This is a genomic window from Paenibacillus caui (assembly GCF_019904135.1).
GTDB classification, from domain to species: domain Bacteria; phylum Bacillota; class Bacilli; order Paenibacillales; family Paenibacillaceae; genus Fontibacillus; species Fontibacillus caui.
On record NZ_JAIOGQ010000041.1, the window covers coordinates 14003 to 31863 of the forward strand.

The 17861-nt window shown below is 53.3% G+C and carries 17 protein-coding genes, 8 tRNA genes and 1 rRNA gene; all 26 read right to left on the reverse strand.

From position 1 onward, the window contains the following. Positions 1–18: 18 nt before the first annotated feature. Positions 19–969, reverse strand: a complete 951-nt coding sequence (locus K7397_RS19135) for a ribose-phosphate diphosphokinase (protein ID WP_223070049.1) — start codon at positions 967–969, stop codon at positions 19–21. 52 nt (positions 970–1021) lie between these two features. Further along, positions 1022–1852: a histidinol-phosphatase HisJ gene (gene hisJ, locus K7397_RS19140; protein WP_223070050.1), complete on the reverse strand. Its 831-nt coding sequence runs from the start codon at positions 1850–1852 to the stop codon at positions 1022–1024. Between the two features lie 259 nt (positions 1853–2111). Beyond that, positions 2112–2816, reverse strand: coding sequence for a bifunctional phosphoribosyl-AMP cyclohydrolase/phosphoribosyl-ATP diphosphatase HisIE (gene hisIE / locus K7397_RS19145; protein WP_223070051.1), 705 nt, complete (start codon positions 2814–2816; stop codon positions 2112–2114). Continuing rightward, entirely contained in the window at positions 2813–3571 is a 759-nt protein-coding gene (gene hisF, locus K7397_RS19150) for an imidazole glycerol phosphate synthase subunit HisF (protein WP_223070054.1), read from the reverse strand. The genes hisIE and hisF overlap by 4 nt, the downstream gene beginning before the upstream one ends. 95 nt (positions 3572–3666) lie before the next feature. Continuing rightward, a complete protein-coding gene (gene hisA, locus K7397_RS19155; RefSeq protein ID WP_223070055.1) occupies positions 3667–4419 on the reverse strand; it encodes a 1-(5-phosphoribosyl)-5-[(5-phosphoribosylamino)methylideneamino]imidazole-4-carboxamide isomerase in 753 nt (250 codons plus the stop codon). 358 nt (positions 4420–4777) lie between these two features. Continuing rightward, positions 4778–5401: an imidazole glycerol phosphate synthase subunit HisH gene (gene hisH, locus K7397_RS19160; protein ID WP_223070056.1), complete on the reverse strand. Its 624-nt coding sequence runs from the start codon at positions 5399–5401 to the stop codon at positions 4778–4780. 3 nt (positions 5402–5404) lie between these two features. Continuing rightward, positions 5405–6019, reverse strand: a complete 615-nt coding sequence (gene hisB, locus K7397_RS19165) for an imidazoleglycerol-phosphate dehydratase HisB (protein ID WP_237691055.1) — start codon at positions 6017–6019, stop codon at positions 5405–5407. Beyond that, positions 6016–7317, reverse strand: a complete 1302-nt coding sequence (hisD, locus tag K7397_RS19170; protein ID WP_223070059.1) for a histidinol dehydrogenase — start codon at positions 7315–7317, stop codon at positions 6016–6018. The genes hisB and hisD overlap by 4 nt, the downstream gene beginning before the upstream one ends. A gap of 74 nt (positions 7318–7391) precedes the next feature. Then, on the reverse strand, positions 7392–8030 hold the full coding sequence (gene hisG / locus K7397_RS19175) for an ATP phosphoribosyltransferase (protein ID WP_223070066.1): 639 nt from the start codon (positions 8028–8030) through the stop codon (positions 7392–7394). 47 nt (positions 8031–8077) lie between these two features. Then, a complete protein-coding gene (locus tag K7397_RS19180; RefSeq protein WP_223070074.1) occupies positions 8078–9298 on the reverse strand; it encodes an ATP phosphoribosyltransferase regulatory subunit in 1221 nt (406 codons plus the stop codon). Positions 9299–9604: 306 nt separating this feature from the next. After that, positions 9605–10798 (reverse strand): acyltransferase, encoded by a 1194-nt coding sequence (locus K7397_RS19185; RefSeq protein ID WP_337926764.1) that lies wholly within the window; start codon positions 10796–10798, stop codon positions 9605–9607. Between the two features lie 207 nt (positions 10799–11005). Then, positions 11006–11497 carry an acyltransferase gene (locus K7397_RS19190; protein WP_223070076.1) on the reverse strand — a complete coding sequence of 164 codons (492 nt, stop codon included), beginning with the start codon at positions 11495–11497 and terminating at the stop codon, positions 11006–11008. Beyond that, positions 11494–12147, reverse strand: a complete 654-nt coding sequence (gene ppaX, locus K7397_RS19195) for a pyrophosphatase PpaX (RefSeq protein WP_223070077.1) — start codon at positions 12145–12147, stop codon at positions 11494–11496. The genes K7397_RS19190 and ppaX overlap by 4 nt, the downstream gene beginning before the upstream one ends. Before the next feature lie 9 nt (positions 12148–12156). Beyond that, positions 12157–13194: a prolipoprotein diacylglyceryl transferase gene (gene lgt, locus K7397_RS19200; RefSeq protein ID WP_223070078.1), complete on the reverse strand. Its 1038-nt coding sequence runs from the start codon at positions 13192–13194 to the stop codon at positions 12157–12159. A gap of 12 nt (positions 13195–13206) precedes the next feature. After that, positions 13207–14148, reverse strand: a complete 942-nt coding sequence (hprK, locus tag K7397_RS19205) for an HPr(Ser) kinase/phosphatase (protein ID WP_223070080.1) — start codon at positions 14146–14148, stop codon at positions 13207–13209. Between the two features lie 189 nt (positions 14149–14337). After that, the gene (locus K7397_RS19210) at positions 14338–15459 is read right to left on the reverse strand and encodes an ABC transporter ATP-binding protein (RefSeq protein ID WP_223070082.1); all 1122 of its coding nucleotides are present in this window, start codon (positions 15457–15459) and stop codon (positions 14338–14340) included. A 124-nt stretch (positions 15460–15583) separates the two neighbouring features. After that, complete coding sequence (locus tag K7397_RS19215; RefSeq protein ID WP_223070084.1) at positions 15584–16684, reverse strand: PucR family transcriptional regulator; 1101 nt, start codon at positions 16682–16684, stop codon at positions 15584–15586. A 173-nt stretch (positions 16685–16857) separates the two neighbouring features. Further along, a tRNA-Lys gene (locus K7397_RS19220) sits at positions 16858–16930 on the reverse strand. A 4-nt stretch (positions 16931–16934) separates the two neighbouring features. Next, positions 16935–17020: transfer RNA gene (locus K7397_RS19225), tRNA-Tyr, on the reverse strand. A gap of 8 nt (positions 17021–17028) precedes the next feature. Then, positions 17029–17101: transfer RNA gene (locus tag K7397_RS19230), tRNA-Phe, on the reverse strand. 80 nt (positions 17102–17181) lie between these two features. Then, positions 17182–17258: transfer RNA gene (locus K7397_RS19235), tRNA-Asp, on the reverse strand. Positions 17259–17272: 14 nt separating this feature from the next. Continuing rightward, positions 17273–17348: transfer RNA gene (locus K7397_RS19240), tRNA-Thr, on the reverse strand. A gap of 5 nt (positions 17349–17353) precedes the next feature. Beyond that, positions 17354–17429, reverse strand: a tRNA-Val gene (locus K7397_RS19245). Between the two features lie 15 nt (positions 17430–17444). Beyond that, positions 17445–17521: transfer RNA gene (locus tag K7397_RS19250), tRNA-Met, on the reverse strand. A gap of 33 nt (positions 17522–17554) precedes the next feature. Next, positions 17555–17646 (reverse strand) — tRNA-Ser (locus tag K7397_RS19255). 90 nt (positions 17647–17736) lie between these two features. After that, positions 17737–17861: ribosomal RNA gene (locus tag K7397_RS19260) — 23S ribosomal RNA — on the reverse strand; the annotation flags it as partial.

Sequence of the window (17861 nt, forward strand, 5' to 3'; positions counted from 1 at the left end):
TCCAGTTGTATATAGTGCTTAAATACCGCGGTTGCGGAACATGGTTGCAATCGAACCGCCCTCCACGATGTACCGGATCGCCCGCGACAGCAGCGGCGCTACGGTCAATATATGAAAACGTGAAGGATGGGGTTCAAGAGGCGCGATAGAATCCGTAATGACGACCTCCCGGATATTGGGATGATCCAGCCGCTGGATCGCTCCGGCCGAGAACAGGCCGTGCGTCGCGCACACGTAGGAATCGGCCGCACCTCGTTCCTTCAGCCCTTCCACCACCTGAAGAATGGTTGAGCCCGTATCGATCAAATCTTCAATGATAATCGGCGTCCGCCCTTCCACGTCCCCGATCACATGCGTAATGACCGACTGATTGTGGGCCGGCCGCTTCTTGATCATAATGGCGAACGGGGAATCCATGCCGCTGGCCAGCTTCTCGGCCATGGAGGCTCTTCCTGCATCCGGGGATACAATAACCGGATTTTGAATCTTCTTGGCCAGCAGATACTCTGTGATCAAATCCAGCGCAGTCAAATGATCGACCGGAATGTTGAAAAAACCCTGTATCGCAGGCGCATGCAAATCCAGCGTTACAACGCGGCTCGCCCCTGCCGTCGTCAGCACATCCGCCACCATCTTCGCCGATATCGGCTCCCTGGGCGCTGACTTCCGCTCCTGACGGGCATATCCGTAGTACGGAAGCACAATATTAACCGTATGCGCCGAAGCGCGTTTGGCCGCGTCAATCATCACCAGCAGCTCTACGAACATCTCATTGATCGGATGCGACAGGGATTGCACAAGAAAAACATCGCAGTTGCGGATGCTTTCCTCGTAATGGACATAAATTTCACCGCTTTTGAAGCGGGAAATTTGAACCCTGCCAGGTTCGACGCCAAGCTGTCTACATACTGCATCGGTGAGCGCCTTATTGGATGATCCTGAAAAAATGCGCATCTTCGATTGCTGCATAGTGATCTCCTGCTCCTTCATCCTGGATTTGCCTACCTTTATTATATATTGCTTAACCCTCTATTTCCAAAGGAATCATCCGCCGTTGTCTGCCCTCGAAGACAGCCAGCTCCCGGAATCCGACCTCATAAAGCTGCTTCCGGGCCTGATCCAGATGCTCGCCCAGCTTCATAGGATCATGGGCATCGGAGCCTAAGGTCAAAGGAATGTCCAGCTTTAGCGCCTCTTCCAAAATCCGGCGGCTCGGGAACATCTCCTCGCAAGCTTTGGACAAGCCGGACGCATTCAGCTCCATGGCCATGCCCGCTCTTTTCACAGCCTGCAGCGCCGAAAGCTCAAGCGCCCGAACCTCTTCATCTCTCGCAGGATCAGGCTTGTAGTCAAAGCGCTTGATCACATCAATATGGCCCGTTATATCATAAAACCCGGTTCCGGCCGCCTTGATGACAGCATGGTAATACCGCTCGTATACGGCAAAAACATCCTGGCCATCCCAGTTATGCGTCTGGCGGAAGTCCGATATATCCCAGGTGTCCAGAAAATGAACCGAGCCAATGACATAATCCCAGGGGTATGCTTCAATGATCCGCTGGATGTCCTCTTCCCAGCCTTCAATATAATCGCCTTCAAGGCCAATCCGCACCTCTATCTGTCCCTTGTATTTCTCTTTCAGCTTGAGGCACTCTTCCACGTAACGCGGCAGCTCTTCCATCGGCATCGCCATCTCCGGATAATATTCCGCAGGATTCACGTGCAGAAGCGGCATATGATCCGATAATCCGATATGGGACAGCCCGATCTCGATGCCTCTTTGGACATATTCCTCAAGGCTGCCGACCGCATGGCCGCAGCGTTCATGGTGGGTATGGTAATCGATCAGCATGGTGAATGCACTCCTTCACATTATCGCGGGGATGCCGGCAGCGGGCGACTCCCGGATGCCCGAACGGCGGAATCTAAGACACCGGGTATCGGACTTCAGACTCGGGATGCCCGGACTCCAAGACTCCGGATACCCGAACTTGAGACTCCGGGTGCCGAACTCTTCGGCCCTCGGATACCCGGCCCTAAAGCGGCCAGACCCGAGTCCCTTTACCCGGTCCGGCCTTCCGGCCAACCCTTAGGATGTCGCCGTCCCTAACCTAGTCCCGGCGCGGTCTTTCATGCCGCAAAGACAGCTCCCGAAGCACTTCGTCCAGCGGAAGCTTGCGTTCTCGCAGCAGGACAAGCAGGTGGTAGATCAGATCGCTGACTTCCATGCGGAGCTCGTTGTTGTCCTTATTTTTGGCCGCGATAATCGACTCCGCCGTCTCTTCGCCGACCTTTTTCAGAATTTTGTCAATGCCCTTCTCGAACAGATAAGTCGTATAAGTGCCTTCCGGACGCTGCTCGTCGCGCTCGGCAATAACCCGTTCCAGCTCATCCAGCACCGCAAAGCGTCCCAGGGCCGAAGTTCCCTCAGCCATAGCCGCCGCCGAAGCCGGCAGCTCGCCTTCTCCCGCTGTCTGGTAGAAGCAGCTTTCTTCTCCGGTATGGCAGGCCGGTCCCTTGCGGTTTACCAGCACCAGCAGCGCATCCCCGTCGCAATCGTATTTTAACGAAACAATCTGCTGCGTATGGCCGGAAGTCGCTCCTTTATGCCACAGCTCCGACCGGGAGCGGCTCCAGAACCAGGTTTCGCCGGATTCAGCCGTTTTTCTTAACGATTCCCGGTTCATATAAGCCAGTGTAAGCACCTCAAGGCTTGAGCTGTCCTGGACGATCGCAGGCACAAGTCCCTGACTGTCCCATTTTACTTTCTGCTCAAGCTCTTCAACAGGCAGCTGCATGACCAAGCCTTTACTCATCGTATCTCTACCCCTTTGGTTTTCAAATCCTGTTTCAAATCCTGCAGCGCAATTTCTTTATAATGAAATATTGTCGCAGCCAGCGCCGCATCGGCCCCAGCTTCAGCAAATACGTCGTAAAAATGCTCCTTCTTGCCCGCACCGCCGGAAGCGATAACCGGAATCGTAAGGGCATCCGTAACCGCCCGCGTCAGCGGAATATCGAAGCCGTCCTTCGTTCCGTCGGCATCCATACTGGTCAGCAGAATTTCGCCGGCGCCCCGTTCTTCCGCTTCTTTTACCCAGGAAAGAGCCTTGATCCCTGTCGGTTTCCGGCCCCCGTGCGTGTAAACCTCCCATTCGCCCCAAGCCTCATTGTACTTCGCGTCTACGGCAACCACGATGCACTGGGAACCGAAGCGGCGTGCTCCGTCCGAAATCAGCTGCGGGTTTAATACAGCCGCCGTATTGATGCCGATTTTGTCCGCTCCGGCGCGCAGAATACGCTTCATATCATCCACCTGGGAGATGCCTCCGCCCACCGTGAACGGGATGGAAATTTCACCGGCTGTCTTTCTGACAACCTCCACCATGGTCGCCCGGCCCTCCGCCGATGCCGAAATATCCAGAAAAACAAGCTCATCCGCGCCTTCCAGGTCGTACAGCGCCGCGAGCTCCACCGGGTCCCCGGCATCGCGCAGGTTCACAAAATTCACGCCTTTTACAACACGTCCATCCTTGACGTCCAGACAAGGAATAATTCGCTTCGCCAGCATGTGCTGTTCTCCTTTCACACACTTACTTGATGTCACCCGGCCTTCAGGTCAAATGCAGCCATACAGCCCTCCATGCGCTGCACAGGAACCGCTGCTTAGCCTTTGAATGCCGAACTTTGCGCTATGGCCGAAATGGCCGATGAAAGGTCAATGCCGCCGGTATACAGCGCCTTGCCTACAATAGCTCCGCCAACGCCCTGACCGGCAAACTCCGCGAGCTTCAGCAGATCGTCCTGCGAGGTTACGCCCCCGGATGCGATCACGGTACGGCCTGAAGCTTTGGCAAGCGCCACAATCGCTTCGGTATTCGGCCCCTGCATCATGCCGTCTCTGGAAATATCGGTGAAAATAAACGTTTCCGCGCCCTTGGCCGCCAGCTCCTTAGCAAGGTCCTCCGCCTTCACTTCCGTCGTCTCCAGCCAGCCTCGCGTCGCGACAAGCCCGTTTCTTGCATCAATGCCGATGGCGACCTGGCTGCCGTACTCGGCAAGGACCGCTTCCGTGAAGCTGCGATCCTCAATCGCGGCCGTGCCCAAAATGACCCGGCTGACCCCCAGTCCCAGCAGCAGCTTCACGTCCTCCAGCTTCCTGAGACCGCCTCCTACCTGCACGGGCACGTTCACGCTGCGGGCAATCTCCCCGATGATCTCATGATTCACCGGATGGCCAGCCTTGGCCCCGTCGAGATCGACCAGGTGAATATACTCTCCGCCCTGGGCCTCCCAGGCCTTGGCGGCCTCCACCGGACTGTCATGATAGACGGTTTCGCGGTCATAGTCCCCCTGTACCAGCCTGACGCATTTGCCTCCCCGGATATCGATAGCCGGGTATATCGTAAATGAAGACATCCTTCTCGTCCTTTCCGCTTAACTTCTAAATACAATAAGCAGAAACGGTCCAAGATCCCCTGTATGGCGAAATCCGTTTCGTTTCTGCAGGAACTATTTCAAATTGCCGGGTAAGCACCGGTCAAACTTGACCGACAACTGCTTGCAAACACCTGGCTTTAGGCACCGGGTTTCGGGTACCCGTTGCGGATACAGGGTTTCGAGTACGGGCTTTCGGGCGGACGGGACAGTCATCTCCACCATCCTATCCCGCACTATTCTGTACCGGACACCTAGACTCCCAAGCCGCCGAGTCTCTCCAAGCCAGGCCGCCAAGCTTCCCGAATCCTAAGCTTCCGAAATCGGCCAAGCCCCGCTCCTACGAGCGGGGTTCCCTGACCAGCTTCAGGAAGTTGTCCAGCAGCTGCTTGCCGAGCTGGCCGCTCTTCTCGGGATGGAACTGCATCCCGAACACATTGCCGTGACCGACGATCGCGGTCACGGGCTGCTCGTAATCGGTGACCGCGATCAGGTCACCGGGCCGCTCCGCAAGCGCGTGATAGGAGTGCACGAAATATACGTGCCCTTCCGCAAGGCCGCGCAGCAGCGGACTTTCCGGCTGCAGAAACTCCAGCCGGTTCCAGCCCATATGCGGCACCTTGTACGTGCCGCCCTTGAACCGCACGACCCGGCCGGGCAGCAGCCCGAGGCCGCGGTGCGTGCCGTGCTCTTCTCCCTCGTCGAAGAGCAGCTGCATGCCAAGGCAGATGCCGAGCAGCGGCTGGCCGCTGGCCGCCGCCTGCCTCATCACGGCATCAAGGCCGCTTGACCGCAAATGCTCCATCGCGTCCCCGAATGCGCCGACGCCCGGCAGCAGCACGCCGTCCGCCGCAAGAATCTCTTCCGGATCACCGGTGATGGTGCTCTCGCCGCCAAGCCGCTCAATCGCCTTGCTTACGCTGTGCAGGTTGCCCAAACCGTAATCGACGATCGCGATTCCCATAGCTTACAGCACTCCTTTCGTGGAAGGGACGCCCGTCACTCTCGGGTCAATGCTGGTCGCTTCATCCAGCGCGCGTCCCAAAGCCTTGAACACCGCTTCAATCATATGGTGGGTGTTCATGCCGTAATGCACGATGACATGCAGCGTAATCCGAGCCTCCAGCGCGAACTTCCACAGAAACTCATGCACCAGCTCCGTGCTGAAGCTGCCCACCTGCGAAGACGGATACTCCGCACGGTACTCAAAATGCGGGCGGTTGCTGACATCAATCACAACCTGGGCCAGCGCCTCGTCCATCGGAATGAACACACTCGCATAGCGCTTGATGCCCTTCTTGTCGCCCAGCGCTTCACGTAAAGTCTGGCCGAGGCAGATGCCGATATCCTCTACGGTATGATGATCGTCGATCTCGATATCGCCCTTGGCCTTCACGGTCAGGTCAAACTGTCCGTGCTTGGTGAACAGGTCAAGCATATGGTTCAGGAAAGGCACATCCGTCTCCAGCACGGACTGGCCTGTGCCGTCAATGCCAAATTCAAGCTGGATATCCGTTTCGTTTGTCGTCCGGCTGACCTTGGCCACCCGCGACTTCTCGTTCATGCCTTCTGCTGTTATCATGATTTCGTCCCCGCCTCTCCTTCTGTGCGAAGCCGGATTTCGATCGCCCGGGCATGTCCTTCCAGTCCCTCGCGGCGTGCCAGCTCCATGATGTCTCCTGCCGATTTCAGCAGGGCTTCCTTGCTGTAATAGATCAGACTCGATTTCTTGATGAAGTCGTCCACGTCAACCGGCGAAGAGAACCGCGCCGTGCCGTTGGTCGGAATAATATGGTTCGGGCCCGCAAAATAATCGCCCACCGGCTCCGAGCTGTACGGCCCTAGAAAAATAGCGCCCGCATTCTCGACGAGTCCCAGGTAGCGCATCGGTTCCTCAACCAGCAGCTCGAAATGCTCCGGAGCCAGCCGGTTGATTGTAGCGATGCCTTCCTCGATCGTGTCCACGAGCAGAATGGCGCCGTAATCGCGAATGGAAGCCGCCGCAATGTCGCGGCGCGGCAGCTCCGCCAGCTGGCGTTCCACCTCCGCTTGGCAGGCCTCGGCAAAGGGCCGCGAGGTCGTGACGAGAATGGCCGATGCCATCTCGTCATGCTCGGCCTGGGAGAGCAGGTCTGCCGCGACATAGGCCGGGTTTGCCGACTCGTCGGCCAGCACCGCAATCTCGCTCGGACCGGCGATGCTGTCGATATCCACGGCCCCATACACCTCGCGTTTGGCGAGCGCGACGTAAATATTGCCGGGCCCGCATATTTTATCGACCGGCTTGATCGTTTCCGTGCCGTAAGCAAGCGCCGCAACCGCCTGGGCGCCGCCGACCCGGTAAATCTCGCTGACGCCCGCTTCTGCGGCCGCAACGAGGATATACGGGTCTATACCGGCCTTCCCGCCGGTGGCCGGGGGAGTGACCATCACGATTTCCGGCACGCCGGCTACCTGTGCCGGGATGACATTCATCAGCACAGAGGAAGGATACGCCGCCTTTCCGCCCGGCACGTAGACGCCGACCCGCTTCAGCGGCCGAATGATCTGGCCCAGCAGGCTGCCGTCGGGCTGAAGATCCATCCAGGAATTTCGTTTCTGCTTCTGATGAAACGTCCGGATTTGGTCCGCCGCCGCCCGGATGGAGTGAACAAATGAAGGCTCCACGCTCTCATAGGCTGCAGCAAGCTCTTCTTCGGTAACCCGAAGCTGGTCCGCGGTTAGCGTCGTCCGGTCAAACTCCTTCGTAAATCGCAGCAGCGCCGCATCGCCTTCCTGCTTGAGCTGCTGGACGATGCTTTTGACTGCCTCATTCTGCTGCGGCGAACCGTATTCCACTTCCCGCTGCAGGTTGAACTCTGTGCTGGACTGAATTTTCAATCCAATCTCCCCCTCTGCCATCCATTGTCCTTTGGCGCCCTATTCTATACGCGACCCGGGCACCTGAATAACTTTTATATTTCTGCAGGCGCCGTGATCACTTTATGAAGCGAATCGCAAAGCGCCTGAATTTCCGCATTTTTCATTCGATAGCTGACACGGTTCGCAACCAGCCTGCTCGTAATGTCAAACATATGGGTCATTTCCACGAGGCCGTTCTCCCGCAAGGTCTGGCCTGTCTCTACCATATCAACGATACGGTCGGCCAGGCCGATCAGCGGGGCAAGCTCGATCGAGCCGTTCAGCTTGATTACCTCGACCTGCTGCCCCTGCTCCCGAAAATATTGCGAAGCCACATTCGGATACTTTGTGGCCACCCGCTGCTGGATGCCCGGCTGCCAGCCCGGCAGGCCGATCACGGACATCCGGCAGCGCGCAATGCCAAGATCGAGCAGCTCGTAAACGTCCCTGTTCTCTTCCAGCAGAACATCCTTCCCGACAATCCCGATATCGACCGCCCCATATTCCACATAGGTCGGCACATCGACCGGTTTCGCCAGAATAAACTCCATATTCGCCTCAGGCAGCGGAATAACGAGCTTTCGGCCTTCCTCGCCTTCCGGCGGAATCGGCAGCCCCGCAGCCCGGAACAGCTCTGCCGCCTTGTTGTAAATGCGGCCCTTTGGCATGGCCACCTTCAAAACCTGTGACACGGTTGTTCCTCCATTTCCATCAATCTGATATTTATTAGCGGCTCGGTTTAGCCGTGTTCACTTACAAAGGACACAAAAGTATAAATGTCTCCATACTGTACGCCGCTGTCCTCGATGCGATTTTCCGAATTTGTCTGGCTTGCAGTCACCAGCTCGGACCGTTCATGCACCAGTCTTGTAATGACCGTATGGCCTTCCGACCTGAGGCGCGAAGCTTCGCCCAGCGCTTCCTTGCGGCGCACCGCATCATATTGGACCAGAACAGGCTGCTCCTGTACGTCTTCCAGATCGGTCACCCCGTCCAGAATGCGGTTCGTTTTCAGGGAGAAGCCGGTTGCAGGCACCGGGCGCCCGAATTGCTGCAGCAGGTTGTCGTATCTACCGCCGCTGCATACCGGGAAGCCAAGGTCGGCTGCATAGCCTTCAAACGTCATTCCCGTATAATAAGTGAAATCGCCGATCATCGTCAGATCAATGAGCACATGCTCCGATACGCCATAGGCTTCAAGCACTTCCCATACCTTGCACAAATGGGAAAGGGAACTGCGGGCCAGCTCATGGCCGCTCAGCTCCAGCGCCTGGTTGCAGATCTCCTTGCCTCCGCGAAGCCGCAGCAGTCCTTCCATCCCCTGCTCTTGCTCCGGTGAAAGACGAAGCTTCCCCAGCGCTTCCCGAAATCCGACATAATCCCGTCCGAGCAGGTAGCCTTTGAGCTCTTCCTGAGCTTCTGGCCGGTCCGGCACCGCTTCATGGAGCAGGCCGCTCAGGAAGCCAACATGTCCCATCGCAATTTTGAATGTTTTTACGCCCGCCGCTTTTAGCGAAGCGATGGCAAGCGCCACGACCTCGGCGTCAGCTTCCGGCGAATCATCGCCAACAAGCTCAACGCCCGTCTGATAGAACTCGGCCTCCCGGCCGGCTTCTTCCTCAATCGCCCGAAAAACATTGGCATGGTAAGACAAACGCAGCGGAAGCGGTTCATCCTTCAGCAGGGAGGATACGACCCGGGCCACCGGCGCCGTCATTTCCGAACGAAGCACCAGCGCCTGTCCCCGGTTATTCAGCAGCTTATACAGTTTCTGGTCTGACGTGGAGCTGGCCACGCCTACCGTATCATAATATTCCAGTGTGGGCGTCATAATCTGACGGTAACCCCATCTGCTCATGCAGTCCAGAACCCGGCCCTCAATCTTGCGGAGCCTGGACACAGCGATCGGCAAATAGTCGCGGACGCCCGCCGGTTTCTCGAAACCTTTCGGTTTGGTCATTTCGTACATTCACCTCATTAGAGTAATGCTGCAAACAATAGAGTGCATCCATTGGCTAAAGTTTAGTTATGATCTAGATAAGTTAAACAAATGATTGAATCATGTGACACTACCAAGATGGATAGTTCCAACTTATATAGCTCTTCGCGCTTTATTATGGTAAAGTGGTAGCAAATTAAAGGATATTCCTTATCCTAACATGTTAGCTATAAAAACGTCAATTCCTTAAACCAAAATCTGTTCATCGTACACGGACAAGCCTTTCTTTTCCACGGATTGCCCTGCTCCTTGTTTCGTATATTATGCTCAGCCCGCAGCCGATTCCTTCTGCGGTTCAACCCTTGCCTGCCTCATCATGCGTCCGCTGGCCGCAGGCTTGCTGCCCAGCAGCAAGCTTGAGCCCGGCACCCAGCGGAAGACCAAAACGGCCACCAGCCAGGCCAGAAACAGGCAGACAGGCACCCCTGCCCAAATCCATACGAGATAGGTCAGCGATTCCGGTTGAATGGAGTACCTGAATCTCCGGTATACCAGGAGAAAAACCGGATGCAGCAAATAAATGGCGAAGGATAACGCCCCCATTCTCGACAGGAAGGCAACGACCGCAGGAGAGCCTTTTCGATAAAGCCAAAAAGCGGCCTGAAGCAGCACAAACGCCGACAGCAAAGTATGCACATTCCACAGCAGCTCATACCATATCGAATTTATCCATTTCCCGTAAGCCCGTCCATGATGATAAAGCTGCACATGGATCATGGCTGCTGCCAGCCAGCTTCCCCACAGCGCCGCCGTTCCCCACTTCTGAACCCGGGTCCGGACCCCTTTGTCTCTAACCAGCCATGCTTTAACCGGCTCGAAATATACGGCCAGGAATGCCCCCAGCATATAGTAGGACATATAGGTCGGAGCGTAGCTGGCTTTATTCATCAGCATCAGGTCATACTTGTTCCAAATGGCAAACCCCCATTCGATCAGAAGCCCGATAGGGACGGCCCAGGCGATCACCCCGCGCACCCGCTGAAACAGCAGCAAGGCCAAAGGAAACAGGAGATAGAACTGCAGATTGATAAATACAAAATACAAATGCGTATACGCGGTGCCGGTTGCCACACCGATCGCGAGATGGGTTAAATGCGAGCTGAACGAAACACCGGGGTCACCATAAAAATAGTTGTTTACAGCATAATAACAAACGGAAGCAATAAGATAGGGAACGATAATATAGAGCAGGCGTTTCTTGTAAAAACGGGAAATGAGCTGACGGCTCACCGGCCGGTCGATATAGTTATAGAACAGCACGAAGCTGCTTAGAAAAATAAAACACGGGGTGCCAAACTTGAAGAAAATATTCATCCAGTTGAAAAAATAGTAATAAGGCGATTCGGAGGCCTGCCCTCCGGCTGCAAAGGAAGTAGCATGTACATGAATAACGCCGAGGATGGCAAAAGCCCGAAACAAATCGAGCTCGGGAAGACGTTCTCTCGTTACGGAAGATTTCACAGGCATCTGCTCCTTACGTCCAAAATTTGGATGAGGAATTCAGCCGGGCTGCATCCGCAGCATTGACTTGAAACCATTATAACGATATCTTGCTGAGCGAGCAAAGATCGGAAATATACGAAACCGATTTCATAACCGCTGCCAAAAAAAGAGTGACAGCCCCTAAAGCCATCACTCCTGCCTGCTTCAATCAGCGCCTCTAGATCGTTAATCGTCCATTTTACTTCCGATCTCACGCAGCGGGTTTCCGCCGACGAATGTTCCGGGGGCTACATCTTTATGTACGACCGAACCGGCGGCAATGATTGCACCGTCGCCTATGGTCACCCCGGCCAGTATCGTCGAATTGGCCCCGATCATCACGTCGTTTCCGATCCGGACTTCACCCAGCCTGTATTCCTTGATCAGGTATTCATGAGCCAGTATGGTCGTATTGTAGCCGATCACCGTATTGTAGCCGATTTTTATTTTTTCCGGAAAAAAAACGTCCACCATCACCATCAGCCCAAACGCCGTATCCCTGCCGACCTCCATGCCAAGCACGTGCCTGTATATCCAGTTCTTCAACGGAAGAATCGGGCAGTACCTGGTGAACTGAATGAATATAAAATTTTTGACGCCTTTCCATGGACTGACGGTCCGGTACAGCTGCCAAAGCGCGTTTGGCCCCTTTACCGGGTAGCGTTCTATTTTCCTCACTGCGCTTCGGACTCCCATCCCAGAACTTGGTAAATATCCCTCATGTCATGCAAAATATAATGCGGCTTATATTCCTTCAGCTTCTCCTCACCCTTCAGCGACCAAACGACTCCGGCTGCATAAACGCCGGCCGCGAGCGCAGACTGAATGTCAGCCGGGCTGTCGCCGACCATTAAAGTGCGTGCCGGATCGGCTTTAAGCTGTTCCACCGCTTTTAATACCGGTTCCGGGTGCGGCTTGGGATGCTCCACATCATCCAAGGTCACGATAACCGACATATATTTTCTTAGACCGAACAGTTCCAGTACCCGGAGTGTAGAAGCCTTCATCTTGGTCGTCACTACGCCGAGCGTAATTCCTTGATGCTGCAGCTTGGCCATAACTTCGTCCACATGCGGGAATTCGCGGACCATGTTATCGTGATGAATCGATTGATAGGAACGGTAATCCTTGACCATGGGCGCTACATTATCCAATCCCGTGAACTGCTGAAGCTGCTGCTCCAAAGTCAGGCCCATATAAGGAATGATCTGTTCGCGCGTATAAGGTTGTCCCCCCTGCTTGCCCAGCACATGCAGAAAAGAACTGATAATGAGCTCATTGGTATTTACAATCGTTCCATCCAAATCAAACAGTATGGTATCTATCATTCTATAGCCCTACTCCTCTTTCTTATCCGCCTCTTTCTGCCCTTCAGCGGTCGATTCTTGATGAACATTGTCTTGCGAAGCTGCTCCCTGCTTGGGTGCAGGCGCTTCTGCAACGAATGCGCCGTTATTCTGTTTCGTTGAAACAATCGGATCGCTGTAACGAGGCGGCAGCGGCTTCAGATTGCGGCGCCATACAATCAGGACAACTGCTGCAACCACAATCAAAATCGACACCAGCTGCGAAATGCGGACATTTCCATATAGCGGGTCAAGCGCCCCGTGTTCAAAGCCAAGCCACTCCATCGGTTTCCACAGCCCGTTCACAAACGCCGCCAGTGCGTCCGAGCCCTGAAATGCCAGGCTGTCCGTACGTAATCCCTCGATGAAGAAGCGGCCGATCGAATACCAGATGAAATAGGTGAAGAACAATTCTCCGGCACGAAGAAATTTCTGTCTGCGCAGCACAAACAGCAATACGAGACCGACCAGATTCCAGAGCGATTCATACAGGAAGGTCGGATGATGATAAACTCCCTGTACGTTCATTTGATTGACAATAAAGGATGGCAAATGCAAATAGTCCCGCAAAAAAGTTTCCGTCGTCGGGCCCCCGTAGGCTTCCTGATTCACAAAGTTTCCCCAGCGTCCAATCAGCTGTCCGACAATGAGCGAAGGCGCACATAGGTCGGCGATTCGCCAGAAACTGTATCCTTTATACCGTGTATACACTATGGAGCATATAATCGCACCGATTAAAGCTCCGTATATGGCGATTCCGCCGTTCCATGTTTTAACAATATCCCACAAATTGTTTTTATACTCGTCCCACTTGAAGGCCACAAAATAAATTCTGGCCCCTATAATTGCCGAAGGTACTCCCAGCAGCAGCAAATCCATAAAGAAATCCTGGGAAATCCCGAAGCGTTTGCCTTCACGAATCGCAAGAAGCAGCCCGACCAGGGCGCCTGCGCCCAGAATCAATCCATACCAATGTACTTGGAAAGCGCCGATCGAGAAAACGATCGGGTTTATCAACAATGTACCCACCTGTTCACACCCCTAATCCAAATCGTCGACATCTTCAGCAATCGTCTCGGTCAGTTTGGCCGTAAATTGCAGTGCCGCATTATATCCCATCCGCTTCAGGCGGAAGTTCATCGCCGCTACTTCAATAATAACGGCAAGGTTACGTCCCGGGCGAACCGGAATCGTGACAAGCGGTACGTCCGTGTCAATGATGCGCGTCGTCTCTTCATCCAGCCCAAGCCGGTCATACTGCTTCTCCTGCTGCCAGGCTTCCAGCTTCACAACCAGCGTAATTCGTTTGTTGTTGCGGATCGCACCCGCCCCAAACAGCGTCATGACGTTGATAATGCCAACCCCGCGGATTTCCAGCAGATGCCGGATCAATTCCGGCGCCGTTCCATGAAGCTGACTATCCGATGTCTGGCGAATTTCCACCGCATCATCCGCAATCAGCCGATGACCCCGCTTGACAAGCTCAAGCGCGGTTTCGCTTTTTCCGATTCCACTGCTGCCTGTAATCAGCATTCCTACACCGTATACATCCACGAGTACGCCGTGGATCGTCGCCGTCGGAGCAAGCTTGCGCTCCAAAAATCCGGTAATACGGCTTGAAAGGATCGTGGTGGCTACTGTGCTTCGCAGCACCGGAAGTTCGTTTTTGTTGCTCGCATCAATCAGCTCATGGGGCACATCAAGCCCGCGCGTCACAATAATGCAAGGCGTGACTTCGCTCTGGCACAGTCTGTCTATCCGATCTTTGCGCTCCTCTTCCGGAAGCATTGCCAGGAAAGCAAGCTCCGTTTTGCCCAAGATTTGCACCCGTTCCAAAGGATGATATTCAAAATAACCTGCCATTTCCAGGCCCGGACGGTATAAATCATCCACGGTAATCGTCCGCTTTAAGCCTTGTTCCCCAGAAATAACTTCAAGCCCAAATTGGTTCACCAATTCTGATACCTTTACCTTTTTAGCCATGACTGATCTCCTTTACCCCAAGAATCGGGCTTACCCTCATCACATTCCTTCTCCCATCCTAATGGAAAATGAAATCTAAATCAATTACATGCTTCAAGCTTCTGCAAAACAAGCGGATTTCCTCATCAAATCATAAAAAAACCGCCCTTCGGGGCGGTTTTAAGGGCGGTTTCGGCTAATGCCTAAACATTAGTTAAAGAAGATGTTCGATTCTGATTCCTTATCAAAAATATGGACCTTATTCATATCGATGGCAAGTTTGACATTGTCGCCTTCGCGTGTATTGGAACGGCCATCAACGCGGGCAATGATGGTGTCACTGCCAATGCCGCTCAGATACAGCAGCATTTCGTGACCCAGGTTCTCCGTTACGTCTACATGGCCTGTAAAGATTGTTCCGGGTGAAGCTTCCATGAATACCGGCTCTTCATGAATATCTTCTGGACGAACCCCAAGGATTACTTCTTTGCCAATGTAACCGCCTTGTTTCAGAATGCCCGCTTTGCCTTGCGGCACTTCCAGCTTCAGCCCTTGAGAAGCGAACACAATGCTGCCGCTTTGCTCACTCAATGTTCCCGTAATAAAGTTCATCGTCGGGGAGCCGATGAATCCGGCAACGAAAATATTCGTCGGCTGGTTGTACAGCTCTTCAGGTGAAGCCGCTTGTTGAATAATGCCGTCCTTCATAACAACGATCCGGTCGCCCATCGTCATGGCTTCAATCTGGTCGTGTGTTACGTAGATGCAAGTCGTTTCAAGACGTTTAACCAGCTTGGTGATTTCCGCACGCATCTGTCCGCGCAGTTTGGCATCCAGGTTGGACAGCGGTTCGTCCATCAGGAACACTTGCGGGTTACGTACAATCGCGCGTCCCAAGGCAACCCGTTGGCGCTGACCACCGGACAGCGCTTTTGGTTTCCGGTCAAGCAGGTGCTCAATGTCGAGAATTTTTGCAGCTTCGCGAACGCGTTGATCAATTTCTTCTTTCTTTGTTTTACGGAGCTTCAAACCAAAGGCCATGTTCTGGTACACATTCATGTGCGGATACAAAGCGTAGGATTGGAATACCATCGCGATATCGCGATCTTTCGGCGCAACGTCATTCACTACACGGTCACCGATATAAAGTTTGCCTTCGCTGATTTCTTCCAGTCCTGCAATCATGCGCAATGTAGTTGACTTACCGCAACCTGACGGGCCTACAAGCACCAGGAATTCCTTATCTGCAATATCAAGGTTGACATCAACAACCGTTGCCTTGTCGGAACCTGCATATTTCTTGTAGATGTGTTCTAAGCGTACACCAGCCATGTGAATTTCCCCCTACTCATTAGTTTTGGGTATTATCAAATCCAATTATGAAACCGCATCCAATTCACATTTTTATATTAACCCATTCACCATCTGGCTTCTATACACAAACTGTACAAAAAAACTATTTTCTTTTCGTGACTTTATACAATAATAGGGTCAGCTTCACAAGAACGGCATCTTTAAAGCTCCTTACATCAAGCCCTGTCTCATGTTTGATCTTGTCCATGCGGTACAGCAGCGTATTCCTGTGGATATAAAGCCGCTTGGCTGTCTCGCTGACATTACAGTCCAACTGAAAAAAAGTCTCCAACGTCGCCAGAGTTTCGCTGTCATTAAAAATGCTCATACCGATGCCCATTCGTTCCATAAACTGCTTCCGCTGCTTATCCGGTATACTGTATATAAGCCGTTCCAGATAAAGCTCCCACGGAAGATGAATATGCTGCGACACATTGAACATCTTCCCGATCAGCAGTGTTTCTCTAAGCACCCGTGCAGTCCCGGTCAAGGATTGCTCCGGAACCATTGGCGGGGCGACAGATATATGAAAATTACCGACCCATTCGTTAGCAATCAGTTCGTGAACCCCTTGGCAAAGGTCATACAGCATCGTCCTTTCCGCTTCCCGGCTTTCCTGGCGCTCCAGTCTCAAATCCTCCAATTGACCTTCGCCGACTAGAATCAACCACTCCTGATCCTGAATCGGGACCAATAGCAGATCTCCGCCAAAATAACTTTTGAGCAGCTTGTTCAGCTTTTGGTATTGTATATTCGGCTTTGAGCGATTTTCACAGTCTAACAAAAAGGGAACGCTTCTAGTTGATAGACGGGACTTTAGCGTTAAAGTGTCTGGTATCTCCTCCTGGGGCGTTTCATTCTTTATCTGCTGCTGCAGCCAGGCACCCAACTCAAGAACGGCGGACTCCTCGTCACCTCTTTCGGATTTTACCGGACGTATCTGGTTTGCAGCTGTCTGCAGCAGCAGCTCTATTAGCTTGCTTTCCGGTTCTGACAAACTTCCCGGTTTGATTCCCCAAACATTTACATATTCTTCACTATAAGACCAGGGCAATAAGATCATATTATTATTTCTTACAGGAGTTCCGATCCATCTGTCCATGCTGCTGGTCAATTCCTGCCAATGGCTCCATGGAATCGAATTTTCAATGAGCTGAACGCCTACAATGTTTTCTATCTTAAGCCTCAAATCTACCATGTTCATAACAGACGCCTCTCCCTGTCGGTCAATAAAGTGGATATCAGCTGATTTTGTTATATTGTACCACAATGGAGAAACGCATTTCATGCACCTGATCATAGCTGGATCCATCATAAGCAGGCCCATGTAAAACAAAAAACCGTTAACGTCAAGTTAACGGTTTCCTGTACAGCGGATGAGCCATGAAGGACTCGAACCTTCGACACCCTGATTAAAAGTCAGGTGCTCTACCAACTGAGCTAATGGCTCTTACTGGTGGAGGCTGATGGATTCGAACCACCGAACTCGTCAGAGAACAGATTTACAGTCTGCTGCGTTTGGCCACTTCGCTAAGCCTCCATATAAAGTGGCTCGGGACGGAATCGAACCGCCGACACGAGGATTTTCAGTCCTCTGCTCTACCGACTGAGCTACCGAGCCATACTTGTTTTGGTCAAAAAAATAAAGTGGATGAGCTGTTAACCTTCCCACTTCGTTGTGGAACTATACATTTTGGAAAATGGCGGAACCGACGGGATTCGAACCCGCGGTCTCCTGCGTGACAGGCAGGCATGTTAGGCCTCTACACCACGGTTCCGCGATATTTCATAATGGTGCCGGCGAGAGGACTTGAACCCCCAACCTACTGATTACAAGTCAGTTGCTCTACCAATTGAGCTACACCGGCACATATGGTGGAGGCTGAGGGGATCGAACCCCCGACCCTCTGCTTGTAAGGCAGATGCTCTCCCAGCTGAGCTAAGCCTCCATATGTTTAATAATTTGGTAGCGGCGGAGGGGATCGAACCCCCGACCTCACGGGTATGAACCGTACGCTCTAGCCAGCTGAGCTACGCCGCCACAATATCAAGTGACTTTGAATGCTTGTACAAATGGCGGAGAGAGAGGGATTCGAACCCTCGCACCACTTACGCAGTCTAACCCCTTAGCAGAGGGTCCCCTTATAGCCACTTGGGTATCTCTCCAAAAAGCTTGCATTCAAGGTTGATCCTTGAAAACTGGATACGAAACTTCATTTGCGTCTTATCCCCCACTCTTCACTTTGTGGGGTTCTTTTGGATAAGCCCTCGACCGATTAGTACTGGTCAGCTCCATGCATTGCTGCACTTCCACCCCCAGCCTATCTACCTCGTCGTCTTCAAGGGGTCTTACGATTTGGGAAATCTCATCTTGAGGGGGG